26 protein-coding genes are annotated in these 26,052 nt (G+C 57.3%); 16 read left to right on the plus strand and 10 right to left on the minus strand.

Annotated features, from left to right (window positions below; translation table 11 throughout):
- On the minus strand, window positions 1–333 hold a 333-nt coding region (locus B3K78_RS00010), incomplete at its 3' end, for a lipoprotein insertase outer membrane protein LolB (RefSeq protein ID WP_286693830.1).
- Window positions 326–2,038 (minus strand): tetratricopeptide repeat protein, encoded by a 1,713-nt coding sequence (locus tag B3K78_RS00015; RefSeq protein ID WP_286693831.1) that lies wholly within the window; start codon window positions 2,036–2,038, stop codon window positions 326–328. The genes B3K78_RS00015 and B3K78_RS00010, both read right to left, overlap by 8 nt.
- Window positions 2,039–2,271: 233 nt before the next feature.
- On the opposite strand from B3K78_RS00015, the gene hemA reads away from it, so the two are divergent.
- From hemA to rhlB, 6 genes are all read left to right on the plus strand, one after another.
- Entirely contained in the window at window positions 2,272–3,549 is a 1,278-nt protein-coding gene (hemA, locus tag B3K78_RS00020) for a glutamyl-tRNA reductase (protein ID WP_286693832.1), read from the plus strand.
- Window positions 3,550–3,615: 66 nt separating this feature from the next.
- Window positions 3,616–4,698, plus strand: a complete 1,083-nt coding sequence (gene prfA / locus B3K78_RS00025; RefSeq protein WP_286693833.1) for a peptide chain release factor 1 — start codon at window positions 3,616–3,618, stop codon at window positions 4,696–4,698.
- A 22-nt stretch (window positions 4,699–4,720) separates the two neighbouring features.
- Window positions 4,721–5,572 (plus strand): peptide chain release factor N(5)-glutamine methyltransferase, encoded by an 852-nt coding sequence (gene prmC, locus B3K78_RS00030; protein ID WP_286693834.1) that lies wholly within the window; start codon window positions 4,721–4,723, stop codon window positions 5,570–5,572.
- Window positions 5,569–6,324 carry a HesA/MoeB/ThiF family protein gene (locus B3K78_RS00035; RefSeq protein ID WP_286693835.1) on the plus strand — a complete coding sequence of 252 codons (756 nt, stop codon included), beginning with the start codon at window positions 5,569–5,571 and terminating at the stop codon, window positions 6,322–6,324. The genes prmC and B3K78_RS00035 overlap by 4 nt, the downstream gene beginning before the upstream one ends.
- A 57-nt stretch (window positions 6,325–6,381) precedes the next feature.
- Window positions 6,382–7,242, plus strand: coding sequence for an HvfX family Cu-binding RiPP maturation protein (locus tag B3K78_RS00040; RefSeq protein ID WP_286693836.1), 861 nt, complete (start codon window positions 6,382–6,384; stop codon window positions 7,240–7,242).
- Between the two features lie 246 nt (window positions 7,243–7,488).
- Complete coding sequence (rhlB, locus tag B3K78_RS00045; RefSeq protein ID WP_286693908.1) at window positions 7,489–8,676, plus strand: ATP-dependent RNA helicase RhlB; 1,188 nt, start codon at window positions 7,489–7,491, stop codon at window positions 8,674–8,676.
- A 5-nt stretch (window positions 8,677–8,681) separates the two neighbouring features.
- Here the strand turns inward: rhlB and cysZ are convergent, their stop codons facing one another.
- Window positions 8,682–9,425, minus strand: coding sequence for a sulfate transporter CysZ (gene cysZ, locus B3K78_RS00050; RefSeq protein WP_204997259.1), 744 nt, complete (start codon window positions 9,423–9,425; stop codon window positions 8,682–8,684).
- Window positions 9,426–9,578: 153 nt separating this feature from the next.
- Here cysZ and B3K78_RS00055 point away from each other — a divergent pair, with 153 nt between their 5' ends.
- Window positions 9,579–9,836 (plus strand): hypothetical protein, encoded by a 258-nt coding sequence (locus tag B3K78_RS00055; RefSeq protein ID WP_286693837.1) that lies wholly within the window; start codon window positions 9,579–9,581, stop codon window positions 9,834–9,836.
- On the plus strand, window positions 9,836–10,192 hold the full coding sequence (locus B3K78_RS00060) for a hypothetical protein (RefSeq protein ID WP_286693838.1): 357 nt from the start codon (window positions 9,836–9,838) through the stop codon (window positions 10,190–10,192). The genes B3K78_RS00055 and B3K78_RS00060 overlap by 1 nt, the downstream gene beginning before the upstream one ends.
- Here the strand turns inward: B3K78_RS00060 and B3K78_RS16850 are convergent.
- Window positions 10,189–10,440, minus strand: coding sequence for a cysteine-rich CWC family protein (locus B3K78_RS16850; protein ID WP_414711273.1), 252 nt, complete (start codon window positions 10,438–10,440; stop codon window positions 10,189–10,191). The two genes, B3K78_RS00060 and B3K78_RS16850, sit on opposite strands and share 4 nt — an antisense overlap.
- A 17-nt stretch (window positions 10,441–10,457) precedes the next feature.
- Between B3K78_RS16850 and smrA the strand changes: the two genes are divergently transcribed.
- Complete coding sequence (smrA, locus tag B3K78_RS00065; protein ID WP_204997263.1) at window positions 10,458–11,033, plus strand: DNA endonuclease SmrA; 576 nt, start codon at window positions 10,458–10,460, stop codon at window positions 11,031–11,033.
- A gap of 16 nt (window positions 11,034–11,049) precedes the next feature.
- Here smrA and B3K78_RS00070 read toward each other — a convergent pair whose 3' ends face one another.
- The 4 genes from B3K78_RS00070 to gatC are packed head-to-tail and all read right to left on the minus strand — an operon-like array spanning window position 11,050 to window position 14,615.
- A complete protein-coding gene (locus B3K78_RS00070; protein ID WP_204997264.1) occupies window positions 11,050–11,343 on the minus strand; it encodes a PA4642 family protein in 294 nt (97 codons plus the stop codon).
- A 29-nt stretch (window positions 11,344–11,372) separates the two neighbouring features.
- Window positions 11,373–12,821, minus strand: a complete 1,449-nt coding sequence (gene gatB, locus B3K78_RS00075) for an Asp-tRNA(Asn)/Glu-tRNA(Gln) amidotransferase subunit GatB (RefSeq protein ID WP_286693839.1) — start codon at window positions 12,819–12,821, stop codon at window positions 11,373–11,375.
- Window positions 12,822–12,833: 12 nt separating this feature from the next.
- Window positions 12,834–14,288, minus strand: a complete 1,455-nt coding sequence (gene gatA, locus B3K78_RS00080; protein WP_286693840.1) for an Asp-tRNA(Asn)/Glu-tRNA(Gln) amidotransferase subunit GatA — start codon at window positions 14,286–14,288, stop codon at window positions 12,834–12,836.
- 39 nt (window positions 14,289–14,327) lie between these two features.
- Window positions 14,328–14,615: an Asp-tRNA(Asn)/Glu-tRNA(Gln) amidotransferase subunit GatC gene (gene gatC, locus B3K78_RS00085; protein ID WP_286693841.1), complete on the minus strand. Its 288-nt coding sequence runs from the start codon at window positions 14,613–14,615 to the stop codon at window positions 14,328–14,330.
- A gap of 249 nt (window positions 14,616–14,864) precedes the next feature.
- Here gatC and B3K78_RS00090 point away from each other — a divergent pair, with 249 nt between their 5' ends.
- The 7 genes from B3K78_RS00090 to B3K78_RS00120 all read left to right on the plus strand — a co-directional run bounded on the left by B3K78_RS00090 (window position 14,865) and on the right by B3K78_RS00120 (window position 24,008).
- Window positions 14,865–15,902, plus strand: coding sequence for a rod shape-determining protein (locus B3K78_RS00090; RefSeq protein WP_027874581.1), 1,038 nt, complete (start codon window positions 14,865–14,867; stop codon window positions 15,900–15,902).
- Between the two features lie 71 nt (window positions 15,903–15,973).
- Window positions 15,974–16,807 (plus strand): rod shape-determining protein MreC, encoded by an 834-nt coding sequence (gene mreC, locus B3K78_RS00095; RefSeq protein WP_204997318.1) that lies wholly within the window; start codon window positions 15,974–15,976, stop codon window positions 16,805–16,807.
- A gap of 3 nt (window positions 16,808–16,810) precedes the next feature.
- Complete coding sequence (mreD, locus tag B3K78_RS00100; RefSeq protein ID WP_204997268.1) at window positions 16,811–17,296, plus strand: rod shape-determining protein MreD; 486 nt, start codon at window positions 16,811–16,813, stop codon at window positions 17,294–17,296.
- A 1-nt stretch (window position 17,297) separates the two neighbouring features.
- Window positions 17,298–17,879: a Maf family protein gene (locus B3K78_RS00105; protein ID WP_286693842.1), complete on the plus strand. Its 582-nt coding sequence runs from the start codon at window positions 17,298–17,300 to the stop codon at window positions 17,877–17,879.
- 4 nt (window positions 17,880–17,883) lie between these two features.
- The gene (gene rng, locus B3K78_RS00110; protein WP_204997270.1) at window positions 17,884–19,359 is read left to right on the plus strand and encodes a ribonuclease G; all 1,476 of its coding nucleotides are present in this window, start codon (window positions 17,884–17,886) and stop codon (window positions 19,357–19,359) included.
- Window positions 19,360–19,392: 33 nt separating this feature from the next.
- The gene (locus B3K78_RS00115) at window positions 19,393–23,205 is read left to right on the plus strand and encodes a YhdP family protein (protein ID WP_286693843.1); all 3,813 of its coding nucleotides are present in this window, start codon (window positions 19,393–19,395) and stop codon (window positions 23,203–23,205) included.
- Window positions 23,202–24,008 carry a carbon-nitrogen hydrolase family protein gene (locus B3K78_RS00120; protein ID WP_286693844.1) on the plus strand — a complete coding sequence of 269 codons (807 nt, stop codon included), beginning with the start codon at window positions 23,202–23,204 and terminating at the stop codon, window positions 24,006–24,008. Before B3K78_RS00115 ends, B3K78_RS00120 begins: the two co-directional genes overlap by 4 nt.
- A gap of 2 nt (window positions 24,009–24,010) precedes the next feature.
- Here the strand turns inward: B3K78_RS00120 and yjgA are convergent, their stop codons facing one another.
- Both yjgA and mgtE read right to left on the minus strand, forming a co-directional pair.
- A complete protein-coding gene (gene yjgA / locus B3K78_RS00125) occupies window positions 24,011–24,535 on the minus strand; it encodes a ribosome biogenesis factor YjgA (RefSeq protein WP_286693845.1) in 525 nt (174 codons plus the stop codon).
- Window positions 24,536–24,572: 37 nt separating this feature from the next.
- Window positions 24,573–25,931, minus strand: coding sequence for a magnesium transporter (gene mgtE / locus B3K78_RS00130; RefSeq protein WP_027874574.1), 1,359 nt, complete (start codon window positions 25,929–25,931; stop codon window positions 24,573–24,575).
- Window positions 25,932–26,052 lie beyond the last annotated feature (121 nt).

Here is a 26,052-nt window from a genome sequence, read left to right on the forward strand (position 1 = left end):
AGAAACGGGAACGGGCCAGCCGATATCGGCGGCAAGCGCTTCGGCGCTGGCGGCTCGGCGAACGTCGCCTTTATAAGTGAGCTGGGCGCCTGAGGGGTCGCTGATGATTTCGGCGCCGCCGACACCTAGCGGGCCGGTCAGGCGTATTTTGGCGTAATGGTCGCCGCATTGTAGCCAGGTGATTTGGCTGCTCTCTTGCTGGCTGCCTTGCCACAGGCCGATTCGGCCTTGCATATGCCAGTGCTGCTCTCCGGGGGTGGCCGGGGGCAGGTTGCTACAGGCTGTGAGCACGGCCGCAGCGACAATACTGGTCAGGCGGATGTGTCTATTCATCGAGGAGTTTCAGTCGCTGTAAAGTGTCGTAGATAATGGGGCTGTTCGGTGTGTCTTGCAGGCCTTTCTGCCAAGCCGCGCGGGCGGCATCCTCTCTGCCGAGTAACCAGTAGGCTTCACCGAGGTGGGCGGCAATTTCGTGATCCTGACTTTGGGCAAAGGCGCGCTCAAGGTAGCTGAGCGCAGCCTCGGTCTTACCTTTAAGGAGCAACACCCAGCCGTAGCTATCCAATATGGCGGGGTCGTCGGGCGATAGCTTAAGCGCGCGTTCGATTAAGCGCTGGGCCTCATCCAGTCGTGCGCTGCGGTTGGCCAGCGTGTAGCCCAGCGCATTGAGGGCCGCGCTGTTGTTTGGGTCGCGGTCGATAATGTAGCGCAGGTCCTTTTCCACGGCGGGTAGGTTGCCCAAGCGCTCAGAAAATAGTGACCGCGCATAGCGCAATTCGGTGCTGTCCGGCAGTGTTTGTAAGCCCTGAGTCAGCAGTGAAAAGCCACGCTCGTCTAAATCGGCCTTGCGCAGAATTTCGGCTTCCAGCAAATAAATGAATTCAGCGTGTTCCGGTAGTGATTCGCGCCAGTCGGCTAGGCGCGACAGGGCCTGCTCGCGGCCCTCTGTCGATAGGCTGATACTGGCTACCCGCCGGCTGGCCTCATTGAATTCGGGTAAGCGGGTCGCCTGCTGGTAGTGTTGCAGGGCGTCGCTCCAGTCGCGCTCTTCTTCGGCGAGGCGGCCAAGTACATAGTGCGCCCGACTGCGTTGCTGCGGATTGGCGCTCAGGCTTTCCAGTTGTTGCTCGGCTTCTTCAGTATTGCTGAGCTCGCGGTTTATCAGCATCAACTCCAGCAAGATATCGTGATCCTGTGGGTATTGCCGGGCCAGTACTTCATAGTGCGCCTTGGCTTGATAGACATCGACTTTAACCAGCTTGCGGCACAGGTCATGGCGCAGGCGCTTGTGTCTCGGGTTTTGGTCTACGGCGTATTTGAGTCGTTCTATCGCTTCGTCGTCGCGCCCGAGCTGGCTCAGGGTGCGCGTTTCAATGAGCAGGGCGTGGGGATTGGTCGGCTCTTCATCCAATGCCAGGCGCACAAGTTCTAATGCGTCTTCCTCGCGCTGGCGGTATTGCAGCATAAGCGCCAGGGCAATACGCAGGCTGTTGTCGCTGGGGTGTTGGCTTTGGACAGTTTGCAGGGCCTCGAAAAAGGCATTTTTTTCAGCATCGGGGCGGCCAAGTGCCGTGGCAGCCATTGCTGCGAAGTTGGTTTCATCGCCGAGTTCGAGCACGCGGATCATATGGGGGAGGCCGCTGAGCGGGTCGCCCAGGCGGGATAGCGCGCCGGCCAGTATATAGTGGGCCTCGCTGGCGTCGGCGTCGCGTTTTAGCCAGCGCTGCGCGTAAACCGCGGCGACGTTGTGTTGCTCCATATAGTCGGCGAGCCGCGCCGTGCTGGCAATCAGCTCAAGGTCGCCGGTGCGATCTGCCTGTCGGCGATAGTTGCCCAGGGCGGTATTGAGGTCGTGGTTGCGCAGCGACAATTCGGCGAGCAGCAGGTCGTAAACGCTGTCTTCTGGCAGGGCTCTGAGGGGCGCGCTCTTGTTTTCGGCGGCGACGGCTTTCTCCGGCTTGTGGTCTGCCGGTGTCAGGGCGCAGCCAGAGGCCAAGAGGAATAGGCCAATGAGGGTGTAGTGTAAGCGTTGTGACATTGTTGTCCTGTTGCGATGGCGCCGCGTTGTCGTCGCGGTGTAATGGCTGGAATAATCCTACCTTATTTCTATCGCCAGTTGGGCGACGCGTGCCTTCTATGACCGCTGCGAGCAGGAATGATCACCGGCTGGCAGAGAAATCGCGGCTTGTTTTGGTAATAAAATCCACATTTGAACGCCAACTTGATAGAATCCGCGTCAGTTTTGCGCTCCTGACTCGGCTTCCCAACTGAATGAAATTGCTCCTTGTTGGCATCAATCATAATTCCGCCCCGCTTTCGGTAAGAGAGCGCGTGGCGTTCGTGCCTGAGCAAATTCACTTGGCACTGCAGGACGCCCTGGCCTGTGGCTTGGGTGAGGAGCTTGCCATTCTGTCTACCTGCAATCGCACTGAAATATACGCGTTGGGCGGTCAAGGCGATGCGGTTGACGACGCAAAGATGCTCGACTGGCTGTCGCGTTTTCACCATGTCGAGCGCAGCCATTTGGATGACTGCTGCTATATCAGTCGCGATAGCCAGGCGCTTCAACACATGATGGAAGTCGCCGCCGGCCTGGATTCTATGGTCCTGGGTGAACCGCAAATCCTGGGGCAGATGAAGTCAGCCTATGCGCTGGCAGCCGAGGCGGGTACCGCAGCCTCGGGCATGCATCAGCTGTTTTCACAGGTGTTTAGCGTTGCCAAGCAGGTGCGCACCGACACTGCCATTGGCGAGAACCCGGTGTCGGTAGCCTATGCCGCTGTGTCACTCACTCAGCATGTTTTCAGTAAATTATCCAAGTGTACGGCTTTGCTGATTGGCGCAGGCGAGACGATCGAGCTGGTGGCTCGTCACCTGCGGGAAAAGGGGGTGAAGCGCATCATCATTGCCAACCGCACCCTGGAGCGCGCGCGACAGCTGGGCGAGGAGTTCCAGGCAGAGGCGGTAATGCTGTCTGACATTCCAGCGTACTTGCGCGATGCTGATATTCTCGTGGCATCCACTGCCAGCCAGTTGCCGATTCTTGGTAAAGGCGCCGTTGAGGTGGCTCTGAAGAAGCGCAAACACCGGCCAATGGTGATGGTGGATATTGCGGTTCCCCGGGATATTGAGCCCCAGGTTGCCGAACTTGATGATGTGTATTTGTATACCGTCGACGACCTTCGTGAGATCGTTGACGAAAATAAGCGCGCGCGCGAGTCTGAGGCGCGCAAGGCGGATCAGTTAATTGTTGCGGCCATTGAAGAGTGGCAGGCACGTCTGCGGTCGCGCGGTGCCGTCGCTACCGTCAAAGACTTCCGCGCCAAGGCTGAGGGGCTGCGCGATGCCGAGCTGGAACGCGCGCGTCGGCAGTTGGCCAAGGGTGAGGATGCTGCCGTGGTGCTTGAACAACTGGCGCGGGGGCTGACAAATAAACTGATTCACAGCCCCACCACGCAGATAAAAGAAGCCGGCGCCAAGGGGCGTAACGATCTGGTCGACTGGGCCCGCGAGCTGCTCCAGCTGCGCGACCAGGACCGTGAAAACTAGCGCGGTACCCTCCGCGACTTTTGCATCACCACGTTTACTTTTCTATATGTAGCCAAGCGAGATTTTATGAAGGCGTCTATTCGCAGCAAACTGGAAAACCTGCTTGATCGGTACGAGGAGATCGGCGCGCTGCTTAGCGATGCCGATATTATCGCCGACCAAAACCGGTTTCGTGGCCTCTCGCAGGAATATGCAGAAATTGAGCCGGTAGTGGCCAGCTACGCGCGGTATCGCCAAGTGTGTGATGACTTGGACGAAGCGCGATTGATGCTAGAGGAAGACGATGCCGACATGCGGGCGATGGCCGAGGAAGAAATTGCCGACGGCGAGCAGCAGCTTGAAACGCTGGAGACGGAGCTGCAGACCCTGCTGTTGCCGCGCGATCCCAATGACTCCCACAACGTGTTTTTAGAGATTCGCGCCGGTACCGGCGGTGACGAGGCGGCGATTTTTGCCGGCGATTTGTTCCGAATGTATTCGCGATTCGCCGAGTCCAAGGGCTGGAAGATTGAGGTGCTCAATGAGCGTCCCGGCGAGCATGGCGGCTACAAGGAAATTATTAGCCGTGTTGCGGGGCAGGATGTCTATGGCCATTTAAAGTTTGAGTCCGGGGCTCACCGGGTTCAACGCGTGCCAGAAACTGAGTCACAGGGCCGTATTCATACCTCGGCCTGTACCGTTGCCGTGATGCCTGAGCCGGAAGCGGCCGAAGAAGTAGAGATCAATAAAGGCGATTTGCGCATCGATACCTTCCGCGCCAGTGGTGCGGGTGGTCAGCACGTCAACAAGACCGATTCCGCCGTGCGTATTACGCATATCCCCAGCGGCATTGTGGTTGAGTGCCAGGATGAGCGCTCCCAGCATAAAAACCGGGCGCGGGCGATGTCGCTGTTGGCGGCCCGTATCAACGATGTGCGCAACAGTGAGCACCAACAAGCGCAGGCGGATCAGCGGCGTAATCTCGTCGGCAGCGGTGATCGCTCGGAGCGTATCCGCACTTACAATTTCCCGCAGGGAAGGGTGACCGACCACCGCATTAACTTAACGCTGTATAAGCTTGATGAATTTATGCAGGGCGACGTCGATCAAATCGTCGGTCCTCTGCGCCAAGAGCATCAGGCAGACTTGCTCGCGGCAATGGCTGAGTAAGGCAATGGTGGCGCCGGGTGCAATGAGTATCGCCGATGCGTTGGCGTGCCAGCACCAGCTTGAGTCAGTGAGTGATACGGCGGGGCTCGATGTCTCGCTGCTCCTTTGCCATGTGCTCGACCGGCCCCGCAGTTACCTCTATACCTGGCCCGAGCGGCTATTAGAGCCAGCGCAGCAGGCGCAGTTTTGCGCGCTTCTTGAGCGCCGCCGCACGGGGGAGCCGGTAGCGCATATCCTGGGGTATCGGGAATTTTGGTCTCAGCCTTTGCAGGTCAATGCGCATACATTGATTCCGCGCCCGGATACGGAGTGTTTGGTCGAGCTGGCGCTGAGTCTTTGCCAGAATAATGAGGCGGGTCGCCTGCTCGACCTTGGAACCGGTACGGGGGCATTGGCCTTGGCGCTGGCCAGTGAGTGGCCTCGCTGGCAGTGTTGGGCGCTGGATCGCTCCCCCGAGGCGGCGGCGCTCGCTGAACAAAACCGCCATGCACTGGGGTTGGATAATGTTCGTGTCGCGGTGTCGGATTGGTTTACGGCATTGGACGCGAGCGAGCCGTTTCATCTGATTATTAGCAACCCCCCATATATCGATGCTCAAGATCCTCACCTGGACCAGGGCGATGTGCGATTTGAACCCGCCTCCGCGCTGGTATCGCCCGAGAGTGGCTTGGCTGATCTGCGACACATTGTTGGCTCGTCGATGCCCTATCTGGCTGACAATGGCTATTTGCTGGTGGAGCACGGTTATCAGCAAGCATCAGCGGTGCGGACATTGTTTGTTTCGGCGGGCTTTGTCAGTGTGGAAACGCACCGCGATTACGGCGGCAACGAGCGTATGACCGTGGGGCAAAAGGTGGTGCAGGCCAAGTTATGAAAGAGTTAAGCGATCAGCAATTATTGCGCTATAGCCGGCATATCTTATTGCCAGAAATCGATGTGGCGGGGCAGCAAACACTGCTCTCCAGTCGCGTACTGGTTGTCGGCGTGGGTGGTCTGGGCTCTCCTGTGGCGATGTACCTGGCCGCTGCAGGTGTGGGCGAGCTGAACCTTGCCGATGGCGATACCGTTGAGCTCAGTAATTTGCAGCGTCAGATTGCGCATACCACTGCTGATATCGGTCGTCATAAAGTGGCCTCGGCGGCGCAGCGCGTTGCCGAGCTGAACCCGGATGTCTCGGTGCACGAATATGCGCAGCGACTCGAGGGTGAAGCGCTCGACGTGGCGGTGAGTTCTGTCGATATTGTTGTGGATGCCTGCGACAATTTGGCGACACGGTTTGCGGTGAACCAGGCCTGCTATCGCGCCGGTGTGCCGCTTGTTTCCGGCGCGGCCATTCGCGCTGAAGGGCAGCTTAGCGTTTATGATTTTCGTCAGGCCGATAGCCCCTGCTATCGCTGCCTGTATCACGAAGGCGGCGATGATTTGCGCTGCGCCGACAGTGGCGTGTTGTCTCCCCTGGTCGGTATGGTGGGCAGCATGCAGGCGATTGAAACAATTAAGTGCCTGCTTGCCTTGCCGGGCACACTTTGCGGCCGCTTGATGATTATCGACGCACTTACCATGGATATTCGCCAGTTGCGGCTTGGGCGTGACCCCGGCTGCCCGGTTTGCAGCGCTGGTCGATAATGGCATAGTGCGTCCATAAACCGGCACGACAACATTAATAACAAAGAGGGATTGCCGATGGTGCACGTATTGCGAGCCTATTATTTTTTTCACGACGGCGTGGTGGCGCTGCTCAAGCGCTTGGCGTTTATCTCACCGCTGATGATGCGTTTGTATCTGGCGCCGGTGATGATCGCTGCCGGGCTCAGCAAGGTCTATCATTTGGATGCAACGGCGCAGTGGTTTGAGCACAGCCTGGGGTTGCCTGAGCCAATGCTGATGGCGCAACTGGCGGCATATACCGAGCTGATTGGCGGCTTTTGCCTGCTTTTTGGTTTTGCTTTGCGCTGGGCGTGTATTCCGCTGTTAATTACCATGGCCGTGGCTGCGGTCACTGTGCATTGGCCAAATGGCTGGTTTGCGATCGCGCCCAGTGACCCTTTGAATAGCGCCGCCAAGCCGCTAGCCGATATTGGGCTACCAGCCGCGCGGGAGAGTTTGGAAAACAGTGTAGAGGTGGGGCGCCGACTCGAGCGTGCTAGCGCCATTCTCCAGGAGCATGGCAACTACCCCTGGCTTACCGCGAAGGGAAATTTTGTCGTCCTGAACAATGGTATCGAATTTGCCGCGACCTACTTCATTATGCTGCTGGCGCTATTGTTCAGCGGCGCTGGGCGCTGGCTGAGTCTGGATTTTTATCTTGACCGGCAGTGTCGGGCGGCGATTGCTCGCTATCACCTGCAGCGAGCGTCGCAAAATTTGCAACCCGAACCCGAACCCGAACCCGAACCCGAACCCGAACCGAGCGTCTCGACAAAAAATCCATCCCCGGTCGCTGAGGAGTCAATGCCCGACCCGAAGCCCCAGGCCTCCGATGCTGACGTGGGTGACCAAGCAGTTCAGGACGCCAGCTCAGACGACCCCAAGCCCTCGCGCTAAGCTGACTTTATTAACCTTAGTGCGGGTGTTTGGTGCTAGAATGGTCGAATATTGCACAGAGTCACAGTAAAAGAAGAGATCATTTTGTTAAGAAAGTTATTTTCATCCTCGCCCGCACCCCAGACTGCAGAAACCGACAAGCAGGAAAAAGCGGGTTCAGAAAGCAAGCCCGGCAATAAAGCGACCGGGCGCTCGCAGCATAAGCCACGGCAAAAACGCCCTAAAAAGCCCCAGCCAGAATGGCGTATTGAGCAGTTTGCCGTACCCGAAGCAGAGGGCAAAACGCGCTTTCATGACCTGGGGCTGGATGTTCGCCTCATGCACGGTATTGCCGATGCCGGATTTCAGTACTGCTCCCCAATCCAAGCCGCTTCGCTGCCACACACGTTGCGCGGCAACGATGTTATCGGTAAGGCGCAAACCGGAACCGGTAAAACCGCGGCGTTTTTGATCACTATTTTTAACGATCTGCTCAACAACCCCGTGGAAGAAGAGCGTTTTGCCGGTGAGCCCCGCGCGCTGGTTATTGCCCCTACCCGCGAATTGGTTGTGCAAATTGGTGAAGATGCCCGCCAGCTGGGTGCCCATTGCGGTTTGAATGTGGTGACGCTGATCGGCGGCATGGACTACCAAAAGCAGCTTGAGCGGCTCAATAGTGATCTCGTCGATATCGTGGTCGCAACGCCGGGCCGGCTGTTGGACTTCTCGGGTCGTCGCGATTTGTATCTGGATCAGGTGGAAGTGCTGGTTATTGATGAAGCCGACCGCATGCTGGATATGGGCTTTATCCCCCAGGTGAAGCGCATTGTGCGTCTGACCCCGAAAAAGACCCACCGACAAACCCTGCTGTTCAGCGCCACATTTACTGAGGATATTATTCGCCTCACTGAGCAGTGGACGGAAGATCCGGTAAAAATTGAAATAGAGCCGGAGTCGGTGGCGACGGATACCGTCGACCAAAAAGTGTATCTCGTTGAGTCACACGACAAGTTCAAATTGCTGCTGAATATTGTTAGGCAAGATGACGTGAACAGCGTCATTATCTTTGCGAATAGGCGTGATGAAACACGTCGCTTACACGAGCGACTGCGCAAAGCGGGGATTCGCTGCGGTATTCTTTCCGGTGAAATCCCTCAGAACAAGCGCTCCAGAACACTGCAACAATTCAAAGACGGTGAGATTAACTGCCTAGTGGCCACCGATGTTGCGGGGCGGGGTATTCACGTGAAGGGTATTAGCCACGTGGTGAATTACACCCTGCCTGAAGAGCCCGACGATTATGTGCACCGTATCGGTCGCACTGGTCGCGCAGGCGCGACGGGAACGTCGATCAGCTTTGCCTGTGAAGACGACGCCTTCCTGCTGCCCGATATCGAAGCAGAGCTTGCCATGAAACTGCCCTGTGAGCAGCCGCCAGCAGAGCTGCTGAAATAAGCGCGCTAGGCGCGCTTATTTCCCCCTTCCTTCAGCCTTTCCACCCACATCAGCGTGCCCCCGCATACCGCGGCGGGCATAATGATTAAGTTTACGATGGGGATCATTGTGCCCAGCATAACCAACGCGCCGAAGCTAAAGCTGGTGCCGCGTTGGCTGGCTACCCGACGACGGGCTTCTGAAAAGCTGAGCCGGTGGTTGTCCATTGGATAGTCGCAATATTCAATGGCCATCATCCAGGCATTCATTGCGAACCAAAGCAGCGGGGCCAGGGGCGAAATAATAAAACTGGCTATTAGGGTGAGGATGGCGAAGCCCGCATAGTAGAGAAGTTTGCGGCATTCACGACCGATACTGCGCGGAAAGCTCGCTAGCGCTTGGGCAATGGTTTCGCGGCCTGCCACCTCTTCCCCGCAGAGGTGTTCTTCGAGTTTTTCAGCCAATAGCCCGTTAAAAGGGGCGGCAATAAGATTGGCGATGGTGCTGAAAAAATACATCACAATGGCCAGCAGAAGAATCACGGCGAGGGGCCACAGCAACCACTCCAAAAAGCCCAGCCAGTCGGGTAGCCAGCCAATTAACTGGCCGATCCACTGAGAGAAGCGGGACATGGTTAAATAGCTAAGTGCAGCGAAAATCGCGACGTTGATGAGCAGCGGCAGTAATACAAACAGGCGAATGCCGGGCAGGCGCAACAGCTGAAAACCGCGATGGAGATACTGTGGGCCGCTGAGTAATGCAGGGGGCATAGTGCAAATCCTTGCAATGAAAAAGGCTATGGTAAGCCCGATATCCGAGCTTGCAAAGCATTGCGCCGAGTCGGCACAGTTGCTTATTGCGCTGGGCGCAGACTCCCCGTTAAATGACAGGGAAGAATAATCAACGGCTGTCAGGAGGAAATTATGAAAGTTTGGGTAATGGTGCTGCTGATGGCACTGCTTGGCGCGGCGCACGCGGGTCAGCCGATCAAGGTAAAAATGCTGGCCAGTTTGTCACCGGGCGATGAAATTGTGGTGAGTAGCACCGCGAATACCTACCAAAAAGGTGATGCGCTGAGTTTAGTCGATGTGATTCCCGGGCCGGAGGTGGTCCACGCGCGCGTTGTTGAGCGTATCGGAACCAGTAAACTCAAAGTGCGTGTTGTGGCGGAGGAAAGCTAATGCGTAAAACAATAGCGATCCTGGCCTTGGCGGTTGCGTGCGGCGCGAATGGCCGCGCCGACGAGCTCAGTGATGCGGCCATGGCAATGTGTGAAAAAGCTCGCCAGTGCGCGCGTCAGAGCATGGCCGGTGTGGAGCTTAGTGCAGATATGCGCGCGTTGGTCGATCAGCAGTTGATGCAGATGTGCGATAGCATGAAAGAGCCATTTACTGACGCGGCGGCGCGCAGTCACCCTCTGCACGGCCCCGCCGTCGCTTGCTTGCGCTCTATGGCCAAGCAGAGTTGTGAGGCCTTAGATGGCGGCGAAGAAACGGCGGCATGTAAACGCTATGAGGCGTTGCAGGCAGACTATTAGCCAGCATCACCCTGGGCGTGTTTGATTGCCCCGCAGGCAGCGCATATGCAGCGGCGCTCACCGGGTAGTGCTGCCGCACGTTGCAGTGCACCTGGGTCAAGTGTTGCCGACATGCACCAGCACTGCTGGGGCGCTTCCCCCTTTGCAATGGCGCATTGATTTTCTCCCTCGCACAGAGGGCATGCCCCGGCGTTTGCGGTATCGGTAGTCATCCCGGGATAATACCTCAGTTCGCCGCGAAGAGGCATGAGGGTGAGGTTGAATAATGAGCGACGACGACAAGCTATTTGCTGAAGAAATGGCGGGGGTAAAACCCCTGCAAAAGCCGGCGCGGGTGGCGCTCAAAAAAGCGGCCGTCGATGCCCCGTCGTTTGCTGCCCGCCGAGAGGCGGCGCAAGCCAAGCCGGGCGTGAAGAATTTTTTGGCCGACAACGATGTGCCACTGCTAGACCCCTATTATATGGTGGACTTCCGGCGCGAGGGTGTGCAGCACGGTGTCTATCGCAAGCTCAAGCAGGCCCGCTATGAGGCGGAAGCACGCCTGGATTTACATAAAATGTCGGTGGCGCGTGCGCGCCAGCAGGTCTTTGAGTTCATTCGCGATGCGATGTCGATGGATTTGCGCAGTTTAATTATCGTGCATGGCCGGGGAAATCACAGCGGTGTCGCTCTGTTGAAGTCACACGTTGCCCATTGGTTGCCGCAAATCGACGATGTACAGGCTTTTTGTAGTGCACAGCCACAGCATGGCGGAGCAGGGGCGGTTTATGTGTTGCTGCGTAAAAGCGAGAGGAAAAAACAGGAAAACCGCGACCGGCTAACGCGCGGTCGCAGTGTTTGATGGCGCTGCGCGGCCGTTACAGGCTGGCGCCGTGCTTCTCCAGCGCCGCAATGTAGTCATCGCTGTTGCGGTGTTCTTTGGCATAGCTTAGTACGCTACGCTGCGCGCTATCTACCGCGTTGATATTGCCGCCGGCTTCCAAAAACATACCGATGAATAATTCAAAGTCGTCGGCGCGCATGCTCTGGTAGGCTTTGAGTAGGCGGTGAAAGTCTGCATCCACGCCAGCTTTGGCTTCAACGTTGAGAAACTCGCGCACGCGGTCCTCAGTCCATACTTCATCTAATACTTTTTCTTTGTCTTTCTTCATTGTTTATCCCGTTGTGCCTTGCGGCGGTGTTAATCGCTAAGTTTTTTGCTCAAAAGTTGATTGACCATTCCCGGGTTCGCTTGCCCCTTGGAGGCCTTCATTATTTGCCCGACAAAGAAGCCGATAAGCTTTTTGCGCTTGCCGTCGTCGGCGGCGCGGTATTGCTCGACTTGAGCGGGGTTAGCGGCAATAACCTCATCTACCATTGCCTCTAGTGCGCCGGTATCAGACACCTGCTTCAAACCCTTGGCTTCTATTACCTCGTCGGCGCTCTGGCCGTCGCCGTTCCACAGCGCCTCGAATACTTGCTTGGCGATTTTGCCAGAGATGCTGTTGTCGCGTATGCGCACTATCAGGCCGCCGAGCTGCTCTGCGCTGACCGGGCTGTCTTTTAGTGCTTTGCCTTCGCGATTCAGGGCAGCGGACAGTTCACCGTTGACCCAGTTGGCGGCGAGTTTTGCGTCGCCTGCGACCTTGCTGCATGCTTCGAAGAAGTCGGCAATGCTTCGCTCGGCGGTTAGCAGGCTGGCGTCGTAGGTCGACAGACCGTACTCCGTTTCAAAACGCTGGCGTTTGGCGTCTGGCAGCTCCGGCATTTGTTTTTGCAGGCTATCTATTAAGGATTGCTCGATATGAACCGGCAGCAGGTCGGGGCAGGGGAAGTAGCGGTAGTCGTTGGCTTCTTCCTTGCTGCGCATGGAGCGTGTTTCGTTTTTGTCGCTGTCGTAGAGGCGGGTTTCCTGCACGACTTTGCCACCGTCCTCAATCAAGTCGATTTGGCGCTGCGCTTCTACTTTGATGGCGCGCTCGACAAAGCGGAAGGAGTTGATGTTCTTGATCTCTGCGCGGGTGCCATATTCTTCCTCGCCTTTTAGGCGCACTGAAACATTGGCGTCGCAGCGCATTGAGCCCTGCGACATATCGCCGTCAGAGATACCCAGATAAGTAACGATGGAGTGAATCTTGCGCAGGTAAGCAACCGCTTCCTCGGCGCTGCGTAGGTCGGGCTCAGAGACGATTTCTATCAGCGGTGTGCCGGCGCGGTTGAGATCGATGCCAGACATGCCGTGGAAGTCTTCGTGCAGAGATTTTCCTGCATCCTCTTCGAGGTGGGCGTGGTGAACACGGATATTGCGTGTGCTGCCATCTTCCAGGCGAATTTCCACCACCCCGTGGCCGACAATCGGCTTGTCCATCTGGCTGGTTTGATAGCCTTTGGGCAGGTCGGGATAAAAGTAGTTTTTGCGCTCAAATACCGAATCGCGGCAAATATCGGCATCGATGGCTAAACCGAACAAAATCGCGTCGTTAACGGCCTGTTCATTGAGAACGGGCAGGGTGCCGGGCAGGGCCAGATCGACCGCGCAGGCTTGGCTGTTGGGTGCCGCGCCAAAGGCAGTGCTGGCACCGGAAAAAATCTTTGATTTGGTGGTGAGCTGGACGTGAACCTCCAGCCCGATAACAACTTCCCATTGCATCCGGGCTTCTCCTTACGCGCAGTCTGGGGCGGTACGCAGGTGCCAGTCACTGCGCTGTTGATACTGGTGAGCGGCGGCCAGCAGGCGGCCCTCGTCGAAGTCTCGGCCGATCAGCTGCATGCCGGCAGGCAACTCGCCAGCAAAGCCCACGGGCATGGAGAGGGCAGGTAGCCCCGCCAGATTGACGGCAATGGTGTAAATGTCTTCCAGGTACATCGTCACGGGGTCGCTTACTTTTTCACCGATGCCAAAGGCAGGGTTCGGTGTTGTCGGGCCGGCGATAATGTCTACCTGCTTAAAGGCGTCGGTGAAATCCTGCTTAATCAGGCGGCGAATCTGCTGTGCCTTGCGATAGTAGGCATCGTAAAAGCCCGCCGACAGGGCGTAGGTGCCCACCAATATGCGCCGTTTTACTTCCTCGCCAAAGCCCTCTTCGCGGCTGCGGGTGTAGAGGTCGTCGAGGTCTGTGGGGTTTTCGCAGCGGTAGCCGTAGCGCACACCGTCAAAGCGTGACAAGTTAGTTGACGCTTCGGCCGGTGCAATGACGTAGTAGCACGGTACCGCCAGCTCGGTGTGGGGCAGGCTGATTTCAACCGTCTCCGCCCCCATTTTGCGGTACTCTTCCAGTGCGGCATGCACCGCGTCGCCAATTGCGGGGTCGAGACCAGCGCTGAAATACTCTTTGGGCAGGCCGATCTTCAGGCCGCGCAAATCCTGATCCAAAGCGCCGGCGTAGTCGTCCACGTGAACATCCATGCTGGTGCTGTCGCGCTCGTCAAAGCCCGCCATACTTTGCAGTAACAGGGCGCAATCCTCGGCGCTGCGTGCCATCGGGCCCGCTTGGTCGAGACTGGAGGCGAAGGCGATCATGCCGTAACGCGACACTCGTCCGTAGGTGGGTTTCAGGCCGGTAAGGCCGCACAGCGCCGCTGGCTGGCGGATGGAACCGCCGGTGTCGGTGCCCGTGGCCGCAGGAGCAAGGCCCGCCGCGATGGCTGCGGCACTGCCGCCCGAGGAGCCGCCGGGGACGCGATCGGTGTTCCAGGGGTTGCGCACAGTGCCGTAATAGCTGGTTTCGTTTGACGAGCCCATGGCGAACTCATCCAGGTTTGTTTTGCCGAGCATAACGGCACCGGCGCTGGCCATGTTGTTTACCACGGTGGCGCTGTAGGGCGCGATGAAATTGTCGAGCATTTTCGACGCGCAGCTGGTGCGCACGCCCTCGGTGCAGAATATGTCCTTGTGGGCGATGGGCAATCCACACAAGGCTCCGGCGTTGCCGCGTTGCCTGGCGTTGTCGGCAGCGCGCGCCTGTTCGAGGGCCTGTTCGCGGGTGACGGTAATAAAGCTGTTGATTTGGCCGTCGCGGTCGGCAATGGCGTCGAGGTATTGTTGGGTGATTTCTTCGCTGGAAAAGTCGCCGGCGGCGAGGCCACGAAGAAGATCGGCAACGGTATGACTGGGCATGGTGTCGAGTACTCTTAAATTAGGGGCTGCGGCTAGGGGCTAGTCAATAACCTTGGGAACAAGGTAGAGGCCGTCTTCGGTGGCGGGAGCGATGCGCTGAAAGTCATCCCGTTGGTCAACTTCGGTGACCACGTCTGCGCGCAGGCGCTGTGTTGCATCGTGGGGGTTGGCCATCGGATCTACGGCGTCAGTGTCGACGGCCTGCATGGTGTCGATCATGCCGAGAATGTCGCTGATTCGCTGGCGCAGCTCTTCGCTGCTTTCTTCGCTAATGCGAATTCGAGCCAGCCTTGCCAGTTTGGCGATATCGCCCTGTTCTAAACTCATGGTTCACCCTGTTGGCTTCGTGGCGCGTGTTGCGCTGATAACGCGCGCTTCGCAAGCCGAGAGCGGATGCGGAGTGCGGTTGGGAAAAGCCCGTAAACTTATCATACTTGCGCCTTGCCCTGAATCCCCGGCGTTGATAGAGTGGCAAAGTTTTTAATCTAGGGGTCAGTGCTGCCTTTTGCGCCGCGTTTTCGGCCCTGCCAGCCCGATTCTCGGTCTTCGCAGAATCGTATAAGGTGATAATCGCAAATGTTAAAACGTATCCGCGGGATGTTTTCCAATGATCTGTCGATCGATTTGGGAACGGCCAATACTCTCATCTATGTTCGCGGCCAGGGTATCGTGCTTGACGAGCCTTCAGTTGTGGCGATCCGTGTGCACAATGGCCAGAAAACGGTCGAGGCTGTCGGGATTGAAGCCAAGCGCATGCTGGGTAGAACACCGGGGAATATCACCGCTATTCGCCCTCTGAAAGACGGTGTTATCGCCGACTTTCAGGTGACGGAAAAGATGCTGCAGCACTTTATTAAACTGGTCCATCAAAACAGCTTTATTCGCCCCAGCCCCCGCGTATTGGTAAGTATTCCCTGTAAGAGTACGCAGGTAGAGCGCCGGGCGATTCGCGAATCGGTACTCAGTGCGGGTGCCCGCGAGGTGCGGTTGATTGAGGAGCCAATGGCCGCCGCGATTGGTGCCGGTTTGCGAGTTGAAGAAGCGTCAGGCTCGATGGTGGTTGATATTGGTGGTGGTACCACTGAAATTGCGATTATCTCTCTGAATGGCGTTGTGTATTCCGACTCGGTGCGTGTTGGTGGTGACCGCTTCGACGAAGCCATTGTCACGCATGTGCGACGCACCTACGGTAGCCTGATCGGCGAAGCGACCGCCGAGCGCATTAAGCAAGAAATTGGTTGTGCCTACCCCGGCAGCGAACTGCGGGAAATTGACGTGCGCGGCCGCAACCTGGCCGAGGGGATTCCCCGTCGCTTCACCCTGAATAGCGATGAAATTCTCGAAGCGTTGCAAGAGCCTCTTCAGGTAATTACCCAGGGCGTGAAGCGCGCTTTGGAGCAATCTCCGCCAGAACTGGCTGCCGATATCGCGGAAACCGGCATCGTACTGACGGGCGGTGGCGCCTTGCTGACGGGTATCGATCAGCTGATTGCCGATGAAAGTGCGTTGCCGGTAATTATCGCTGAGGACCCATTGTCGTGTGTTGCGCGTGGCGGTGGTAAGGCACTGGAAATGGTTGATCGTCACCACCTGGATATATTGTCTGCTGAATAAGCATGCTCTTGTGGCGTTGCGCCACAGGCGTGCTCGTGTAACCGTGCGTTCAGCAGAGGGAGGACGCGGCAATTAAACCGGTATTCTCCAAGCCGCCCTCATCGGGCGGTCGACTTGTCTTTTTGGGCGGCCTCGCGCTTGCCCTGATCCTTCTGGGTGCCCGCCTGGAGTCTATGGCCCCCCTTCGCACCCAGCTTTCTGTTGTTGCCGCGCCGTTTTACTGGCTGGCCGACGTGCCCTCTCGCTTGAGTGCTCAGTTTAGCGGCGTGTTTAGTAGCCGCAGCGACCTGCTTGAAGAAAACCGTGCCCTGCGTGCCGAATCGCTGATTCTTAACGCCAAACTGCAGAAATATATCGAGCTCAGTACGGAAAACGTCCGCTTGCGCGAGCTGATGAACTCGGCAGAGCGCGTCAAAGATACGGTGGTCGTTGCCGAAGTTGTTGGTGTGGCCTCTGACCCTAATCGGCATATGCTGGTGGTGGATAAGGGTAGCCGCGACAATGCCTTTGTCGGTCAGCCGGTGATCGATGCCAAGGGCCTGCTGGGGCAGATTGTCGACGTGGGCGTCTACCACAGTCGGGTGTTACTGATTACCGACAGCGCCCACGCTATTCCCGTGCGAATCAGCCGCAATGGTCTGCGCGCTGTGGCCGAGGGTAGTGGTCGTATCGACGAGCTAAGTGTTGCCCATGTTGCCGCGACAACAGATATCCAGGTGGGGGACTTGCTGGTGAGCTCGGGCCTCGGTGACCGCTTCCCCTCAGGCTACCCTGTGGGCGAAGTCACCAGAGTTGCCATCGACCCGGGTAAACCCTTTGCTGAAATTAATGCCCGCCCCTTGGCAGAGCTCGACCGCAGTCGCAATGTGTTGCTGGTATTTAGCGACAAAATTGCGGTGGAGTAAGCCATGGACTCTCACGCTCAGGGGCTGATTTTTGTCGCGGTGAGTTTGCTGGTGGCACTGGTACTTACCATTGCGCCGCTCTCGGCTGGCCTGGCTTGGCTGCGGCCGGACTGGTTGATGCTGGTGTTGATATACTGGCTGCTCGCAATGCCCGAAAACGTTGGAATTGCCCTGTGCTGGTTGGGCGGCATAATCCAGGATATTCTGCTTGGCACGGTGTTGGGGCAGAATGCGTTTTCGCTGGCCGTCGTCGCCTATATCATTCAAATATCCTACCAACAGCTGCGGATGTTCAGTTTGCGAAAGCAGGCGGCGCTGATTGCCCTGCTGGAGTTGTTCCGCATTCTTGTCGATCAGTGGGCGCAAAATTTAAACGGCGTTTCTCAGACGCATTGGTTGGTTTTTCTGCCGGTATTCTCCACCGCCTTACTTTGGTTTTTCCTGCGCCCGATGATGTCGTGGTTGCAGCGTGTGTTTGTGGCCTACTGATATGACCTTGATCCTTGCTTCTGCGTCACCGCGGCGCGCTGACCTGCTGGGGCAGTTGGGGTTGTCGGCAAAGATTTGCCCTGCCGACATCGATGAGAGCGTTCGCCTCGGAGAGCGCCCCGATGACTACGTGTTGCGAATGGCGCAAGAAAAGGCCGACGTGATTGCGCAGCGATACCCCTCGGCAGTGGTATTGGCTGCCGATACTGCCATTGACCTCGACGGACGTATTCTCGGCAAACCTGGCAACCGCGCGGAGGCCGCGAAGATGTTGCGCGCCTTATGTGATCGCGGTCACCGAGTGCTCAGCGCAATAGCGGTGTCGCAAGGTGGTGTGCAGCACGCTGAGTTAGTGGCAACAGAGGTATTTTTTGGCCCCTTGAGCAATCGCGATATCAATGATTATCTCGCCAGCGGAGAGGCCGATGACAAAGCGGGCAGCTATGCTATACAGGGGCGTGCCGCACAGTTTGTTCAGCGTATCAATGGCAGTTACAGTGGGGTGGTAGGGCTACCGCTATACGAGACCCGTAAAGCGCTGCGCGAGGTGGGTATAGAACCCCCGACAGCATTGGCAGAGTGAAACCATGAGCGAAGAAATACTGATTAACGTAACGCCGGTTGAAACGCGGGTTGCGGTCGTTGAAAACGGGGTGTTGCAGGAAGTCTATATCGAACGTACCCGCTCTAAAGGCATTGTTGGAAATATCTACCAAGGCAAGGTCGTAAGAGTGCTACCCGGCATGCAGGCGGCGTTTGTTGAAGTGGGCCTGGAGCGAACCAGTTTTATTCACGCCTCAGATATTGTCGCCCTTGAGCAAGAGGGCGGTGAGCACGCGGATATTCGCAGCAAAATCCGCGAGGGTCAGCAGCTCACCGTTCAAGTCACTAAGGATCCTATGGGAACCAAAGGGGCGCGTTTGAGTACCCGCTTGTCGGTGTCGTCGCGGTACTTGGTTTATATGCCAGGGGCGTCCCACCTCGGTGTGTCTCACCGCATTGACGATGAAGACGAGCGGCAGCGCCTGCGAGATTTGATGGAGAACATCCTGCGGGACGGTGATGACGATGAGCCTTTAGTACTGACGGATGGCTACATTCTGCGCACCGCTGCCGAAGGGGCGGGCGAGGATGAACTGCGCGCGGATGTCGCGTTTTTGCGTCGGCTATGGCTGGCGGTAGAGCGTCGTATGAAGCGTGATACGGCACCCTCAGTAATCTATGAAGACCTGCCGCTGTTTATGCGGACAATGCGTGATTTGGTGCATCCCGGGTTGGAAAAAATCCGCATCGATTCCCGGGAGAGTTTCCAGCGTGTCGATGAGTTTGCCAAAGACTATTTGCCAGAGATTCGCTCTAAGCTGGAGTACTACCCCGGTGAACGGCCGATTTTCGACCTGTACAGCGTTGAAGACGAGATTCAGCGCGCCCTTGGCCGCAAGGTTGAATTGAAGTCCGGGGGTTACCTGATTATCGACCAGACCGAGGCGATGACCACCATCGACATTAATACCGGGGCATTTGTCGGTCATCGCAACCTGGAAGAAACCATATTTAAAACGAACCTCGAAGCGGCGGCAGCGCTGGCTCGCCAGCTTCGCCTGCGCAATTTGGGCGGCATTATTATTATCGACTTTATCGATATGAAAGATGCTGAGCACCGTCGGCAGGTATTGCGCGCGCTAGAACGGGCGATGGAGAAGGATTACGCAAAGACCAGTATTACCGGGGTCTCTGAGCTGGGCCTGGTTGAGATGACGCGCAAGCGTACTCGCGAGAGCCTGGAACACGTGCTGTGTGAAACCTGCCATTACTGTCATGGCCGCGGTTCATTGAAGTCGCCGGAGACGGTGTGTTACGAGGTGTTCCGAGAAATACTGCGCGAAGCCCGAGCCTACGAAAGCAACAGCCTATTAGTGCTGGCCTCGCAGGAGGTGGTCGACCGCTTATTAGATGAGGAGTCGGCCAGCGTTGCCGATTTAGAAGAATTTATCGGTGCCAGTATTCGCTTTCAGGTTGAGGCGATGTACACCCAGGAACAGTTCGATGTCGTTCTGCTGTAAATCCGCTGTTTTAGCGCGAGTGGCTTGATCGCGATGCTACAGGGATTGTTGCGACGAGCCTACGCTCTGGTCTGGAGCTTAGCACTGCTGCTACTCGTGCTACTGGCGCTCTACGCCAGTTTGGGGCGTCAATACATCGGCTTGGTGTCGCGCTACCAAGCGGAAATTTTTAACGAACTTGAGGCGGCGCTTGGTATTGAACTTCAGGCGGAGGCGCTGACGGGAAGTTGGTCGGGGCTGTCGCCGGTCTTGCGCGTGGAAAGCCTGGATATTGGCGGCGGTGCCATCAAGCTGGACCGAGCCAAAGTGGTGCTCGATCCAATTGGCAGTTTGCTCGGTGTTGGTCCACGGCTTAAGCAACTGCGTGTGGGTCACATTGAGCTCGACTTACTTCAAGATGAGGCCGGGCGCTGGTCGATCCCCGGCATGTCCGGTGGCGGTGGCGGGACAAATCTAGACACCCTACTCGATGTTGTACTCGCGGTGCGTCGGGCGAGTATGCAAAGCCTGGATGTTAGCTTAACGTTTGCTGATGGCAGCAAAACCTCGGTGCGCAGTCGCGACTTCAGTTGGTCGAGCGATGGGCATTTTCGGCGTAGCTATGCCAGCCTGAGTGCGGATCAAACCGGCGAGATCCGCCTAATTGCCGAAGCCTATGGTGACCCGCGCGATCGCGATTTCCGGGCGTCGGCATTTGTATCGCTTGATGACAGTCGCTTCTCAGCCCTCGCCCCCCTGTTTCGCAATCAGCAGATTATTCACAACCCGGTGGACGGCCGTCTTTGGCTGACTTGGCAAGCGGGGCGCCGCATGGTGGCAAAGGGGGCGATTCGGGCAGATACCCTGGCGGCGGGTGCTCTGTGGGGGTCGACAGAACAATTTCACGATGTCTCAATGGAGTTTGTCGGCCATCACCGCGGTGACTTCTGGCAGATAGGCTTTAGCGATTTCTCGGCCAAGTGGCGCGACCAACAGTTGGATTTGGCGGGCCTGTCGCTCACCCATCAGGACGCCGTGTCGTGGACATTTTCTCTGCCCGCGCTGGATTTGGCTGCAAGTACGGCGCTGCTGAGCGACAGCGGTGTGCTGAAACGTGACTTGCAGGACACCCTCGATACCTTGCAACCATCGGGGCGGCTTAACAACCTCCATTTGAATATTAAGCGCGGCGAAGCATCCAGCTTCTCGCTGCGAAGTGAGCTTTCCAATGTCGCGCTAGCGCCCTGGCAAGGGGCACCGGGTGCAGAGGGGGTAAATGGCTACCTGGAGCTTGATGAAAATACCGGAACCGCGGTGATCGATACCGACGCGCTTAGCCTCGCGTTTCCCAATTTATATCCCCAGGCCTTCACGCTCGACAATATGAGGGGCGAGGTACATTGGCAGTTGAACAATGACCGGCTGGTACTGCGAAGCTCGCCGCTGCAGGCGCGAGATGGAGACGCACCGCTAACAGCCATGCTGCGCTTAGATCTGCCGCTGTCAGAAGAGGCCCCGGAGCCACCGCTAATGACCCTGGCAATAGCGGCGCAGCAATTACCGCTGGCGTCGGCGAAGGCCTATGTTCCCGAGGTGCTGGATGCCGGCTTGCGGCGCTGGTTGGATCAAAGTATTCGCGCGGGTCGGGCAGCCACGGCTGAATTTATATACCGGGGGTCGCTACGCAGTGGCGACCACGATGGGCGCACGGTGCAGTTGAAGCTTGATACGCGGGCGTTGGCGTTGGCCTTTCACGATGAGTGGCCCGAGGTTGCCGCTGAGCAGGCGCAGGTCTACCTCGATGGCGGGCAGGTGTGGGCCACGGCGTATGCGGGAAATTTCGTGGGCATGCAGCTGCCACGGGTTGATGTGCGCCTGGATGATCATGATGGCCCGGTACTAACGGTGAATACCGCAGCTAGTGTGCAAGCGACGGCTGTTCAGGACCTGTTTAAGCGCAGCCCCCTCGGGGCAATGACGGGGGGAGTGTTAAATGACTGGCGCATGGAAGGTGTGGTGGATAGCAGCTTCGCGCTGACAATGCCGTTAGTCGGTGAGCCGCGTGCAGAGGTGGCGGTGCAAGCGGATTTAGCACTGTCAGAGCTTACCTTGCCGGATGTTAATTTGTCCTTGAATAACGTCCGTGGCCCTCTTCAGTATCGCAGTGATAGCGGTTTGAATAGTTCCGGCTTGCGGGCGTCGGTGTTGGGGGAGCCTATTCAAGGACGCATAGAGCAGCGCGATGACGTCGTCCATGTGAAGGCGTCCGGGAAAATGGACATGGCCGCCGTACGCGCATGGTTACAGCAGCCTGCGCTCGGTTTTTTGCAGGGGCGCACAGATGTAAATGTGCATGTGCAAGCGGGTGGCAAACGCCCTGGGATTGAAATCGAGTCGGCGATGCGCGGAGTGGAAGTGCGATTGCCACAGCCGCTATACAAGGCCGCCGATGAGCCTCGGCCATTGAAAATTTATCAGTCCTTTACCGGTTCAGGGGCACCGCTCAGCGTCGAGCTTTCTGAGTTGTTTCGTTTGCAGTACCGCCAGCGTGATGGCGCTATTTCCGTGACACTGGGCGATGGCAACCGAGCGCCGTTGCGCGAGGGCGCGTTGAGCATTGGTGGGAGGCTGGCGTTTGCTGCCATGGATCAGTGGCAGCTGGCTCTCGACAATTATTTAGAATGGCAGTCTCTGCAACCTGTTGCCACGGCGGGAGGGGGAATCCCGGTGTTTGTCGATCGCTTGCAGGTCGATGAACTGGAAGTCCTTGGGCGAATCCTGCATTCCGCAAATATCAGTGCCCGGTCGGAAGGCGGGGATTGGACGCTGCGTGTCGACAGTGACGAGGTTGCAGGGAATATTGCCCTGCCATCGCAGCTGGGTGACCCCTATGTGTTGATGCTGGAGCGTCTCGCACTGCCAAGCCTTGCCAGCAGTGGCTCCGCGACCGAGCATTTGGGCGATATTGATCCGAGGTCGTTTCCGGCCTTGGATGTCGATATTGAATCACTCAGTATTGGCGATAAAAACTATGGCCGTGTCGGTTTTGACCTTCGCACAGACCTGTTTGGCGCGCATTTCTTAGCCCTGCGTGGGCAAGTGTTGGGCATCGACCTGGGCGACGCCAGCAGGCAAAACGCCTTGCATTGGTGGTATCAGGAAAATGGTCGCCGAGGCTCTCAGCTCAAGGGTAAATTTGCGGTTCGCGATATGGGGAAAGTGCTCAGCTCGCTCGGTTATGAGCGCTCTCTAGAGACGCGCTCCGGCGGCTTTGATATCAATGTGAGCTGGCCAGGCTCACCGGACCAATGGGCGATGAGCGCGAGTCAGGGAAGAGTGAAATTCGCCTTAAAGAATGGTCGGTTTTTAAAGACCTCAGATGCGGCCAGTGGCGCATTGCGCGTGTTGGGTATTTTTAATATGACCAATATTGTGCGCCGCTTAAAATTTGATTTTCGAGATGTCTTCCGCAAAGGCGTACATTTTGACGACATGCGCGGTGAACTGGGCTTTGGTCAGCAGCGATTGGTGCTAACCCAGCCACTGGAAGTCAGCGGGCCGTCGAGCCGTTTTCAGATGAGCGGTAATATTGACCTCGTGTCGGAGGCCTTAGATATGCGACTCGTTGCCACCTTGCCTGTTGGCAGTAACCTGCCCTGGGTCGCGGCGCTGGTTGGCGGCTTGCCGGCGGCTGCGGGAGCGTATGTGGTAACCAAAGTGTTCGAAGAGCAAGTCGATAGCTTCTCCAGTGCGGTGTATGACATTCGGGGCACTGTTCAACAGCCTGAACTCTCCTTCAAAAAGATTTTTGACGTCTCACCCACTGAGTTGAAGGGGCAAGAGATGCCATCGCAGGTTGCGCCGTGAGTCTTCGTGTCTCAGCGGTGCAAATGGTGTCCGGCGCAGCGGTGAGCGTCAACCTGAATGACGCGTTGGAGCATCTGGAGAAGGCCTCTCGTCAGGGAGTGCAGCTGGCGGTGCTGCCAGAAAATTTTGCCTGTTTTGACAGTGGTTCAGCGCTGGCCGAATTGGCTTGCCGGGAGCAGCACGCAGAGATACGGGGGCGGCTGGCCGAGCAGGCTAAACGTTTGGGGATGTGGATTGTCGCGGGAACGCTGCCACTGCCTGCGGCGGATGGTCGTTGTTATGCCGCCTCGCTGGTCTTCAATGACAGCGGTGAGTGTGTCGCCGATTATCGCAAGTTACATTTGTTTGATGCCGACGTTGGCGATGCACAGCAACGCTACCGGGAGTCGGAACGCTACGCTCCCGGCGAGCGGCCCTGCGTTATTGATACCCCCTGGGGGCGGCTTGGCGTAGCGGTCTGTTACGACCTGCGCTTTCCCGAGTTGTTTCGCCTGATGCTCGATGACGGGATGGAACTGTTGGCGTTACCGGCGGCGTTTACGCGGCGCACGGGGCTGGCGCATTGGTTGCCACTGCTGCGGGCGCGTGCAATTGAAAATCAGGTAGCGGTTATTGCAGCAAATCAGGGTGGTGTTCACAGCGCGCGCCGAGAGACATCTGGAGGTTCCTGCGTGATTGACAGCTGGGGGCGCGTACTCGCCGAACTCGGCTTTGGCGCCGGTATTGCGACAGCTGACATCGACATGGCGGCGCAGCGAGCGCTGCGTCAAGAAATGCCAGTGTCGCAACACCGGCGATTCTAGTTCTACGCCTGGCTTTCTTCTTCGTTGGCAATTTGCTGAAGTTCGCGCAGGTAGCGAAAGAGCTTGCGCGCTGCTGCGGGCGGCTTATTCGCCGTTTTTTCTTTGCCAGCTTGCATGAGTAACTGGCGAAGTCGCTGTCGATCGGCATTGGGGAAACGTTGTAGTGCGGCGTCGACGCCCTTCACGCCAGTGGCCAGCATATCGTCTCGCAAGTCCTCTAGCTCGTGAAAGCGTCGCGCCAATGCTTTTTGCCCCTGCTCCTGTTCAAGCAGGGCGGCTTCAATGCCGCTGGCATCAATGCGGCGCATCAGTTTGCCGATGTACTGCATTTGCCGGCGAAGCCCCTCGCGGCTCTTAATCCGCCGCGCCGTGGCGATGGCTTCCTCAAGGTCGGGATCGTCGATGGGAACCCGGGCCAAGTCGGCATTGCTTAAGCCCACGAGGCGACTGCCCAGTTTTTGCAGGGCTTCCATTTCGCGCTTCAGTGCGGTTTTACTCGGGCGTTCTTGATCGTCTATATCGGTCACAATAACGGTTGCTCTATCGGCTTGGCTTGAGTGGAACTCAAGCGTAAAAATACGTGGCTAATCCAAGGAAGGACATAAAGCCGACAACATCGGTAACCGTGGTTAACACAACGCCGCCAGCTAACGCGGGATCGATGTTTAGCGCCTTCATTACCAGCGGCAAAATGGCGCCGGCCAGTGATGCGGTGATCAGGTTAATTACCATGGCGGCGGCGATAATGGCGCCGATTAAGGGGTCGTTAAACCAGTAACTGGCGGCCAGCGCGACAATGAGTGCCCACAGCAGCCCGTTCATGAGTCCTACCAGAACCTCTCGATTGATCAGCCAGCGACTGTTATTGCGGCTGATATGGCCAAGGGCCATCCCGCGAATCACCACGGTTAAGGTTTGTGTGCCGGCGACACCGCCCATGCTCGCGACAATGGGCATAAGTACGGCCAGTGCGACGACTTTTTCAATGGTGCCTTCGAAAAGGTTGATAACACCGGAGGCAATAAAGGCCGTTAACAAATTGATGCCGAGCCAAATGGCGCGGCGCGGCGCGGTGGTCATTACCGATGCAAAGGTGTCTTCGTCTTCATCCAGACCGGCCATACTCATCAGTGAGTGGTCGGACTCTTCGCGGATAACATCGACGACGTCATCGATGGTGATTCGGCCAAGGAGCAATTGATTGTCGTCGACCACGGGGGCACTGACCCAGTCCCGCCGCTCGAAGAGGTTGGCAACATCGCGCGCAGGCATGGACGCCACAATGGGCTCAACCTCGGTGTCCATGATTTCACGAACGGTAACGCTGGGGTCCGAGACCAGCAGTTTCCGCAGCGACAGTGAGCCAATGAACTGGTCATTACGGTTAACGACCAGCAGGCTATCGGTCATTGCGGGAAGCTCTTCGTGCCGCCGCAGGTAACGCAGCGCGACATCTAGGGTGATGTTCGGCCTTACAGTGATGGTGTCGGTGTTCATCAGACCACCGGCACTGTCCTCGTCGTAGGACAGTATGTGCTCCACACGCACCCGGTCTTGATGGTCCATCGACTCCAGCACTTCGCGAATCACGCGGTCCGGAAGTTGCTGGAGTATATCGGCGATATCGTCGGTTTCGAGACCCTCGGTGATCGCGGCGACTTCCTCGGCATCCATGTGCCGCAGGAACTGACTCTGCACCTCGTCGCTCAGGTGCTGGAGAATGTCACCCTCATTTTCGGTATCGACAAGTTGCCACAGCACGCCCCGCACTTTTTGCGGTGTCGACTCAATAAGGTGGGCGGCATCGACGGGCGGCAGGCCATTGAGCATACGCCGAATTTGCAGAAACGCGCCGGAGCCCAGAGCTTCATTCAGTAGCTCTAGGCGGCTTTCAGCTTGGGGCTTTTCTGCGGTTTGGGCCATATAGCTCTCTGCGTTGCGTTCGGCTTTCTGCTGGATAGCAGTCACACAGTGTGGCGAGAATTATCCTTTAATCTTCGCTGGGCAACAATTGCAGACGGGCGAAATCGCGCTGAAATGCGCA

The sequence above is a fragment of the Spongiibacter sp. UBA1325 genome, from assembly GCF_002306875.1.
GTDB classification, from domain to species: domain Bacteria; phylum Pseudomonadota; class Gammaproteobacteria; order Pseudomonadales; family Spongiibacteraceae; genus Spongiibacter; species Spongiibacter marinus.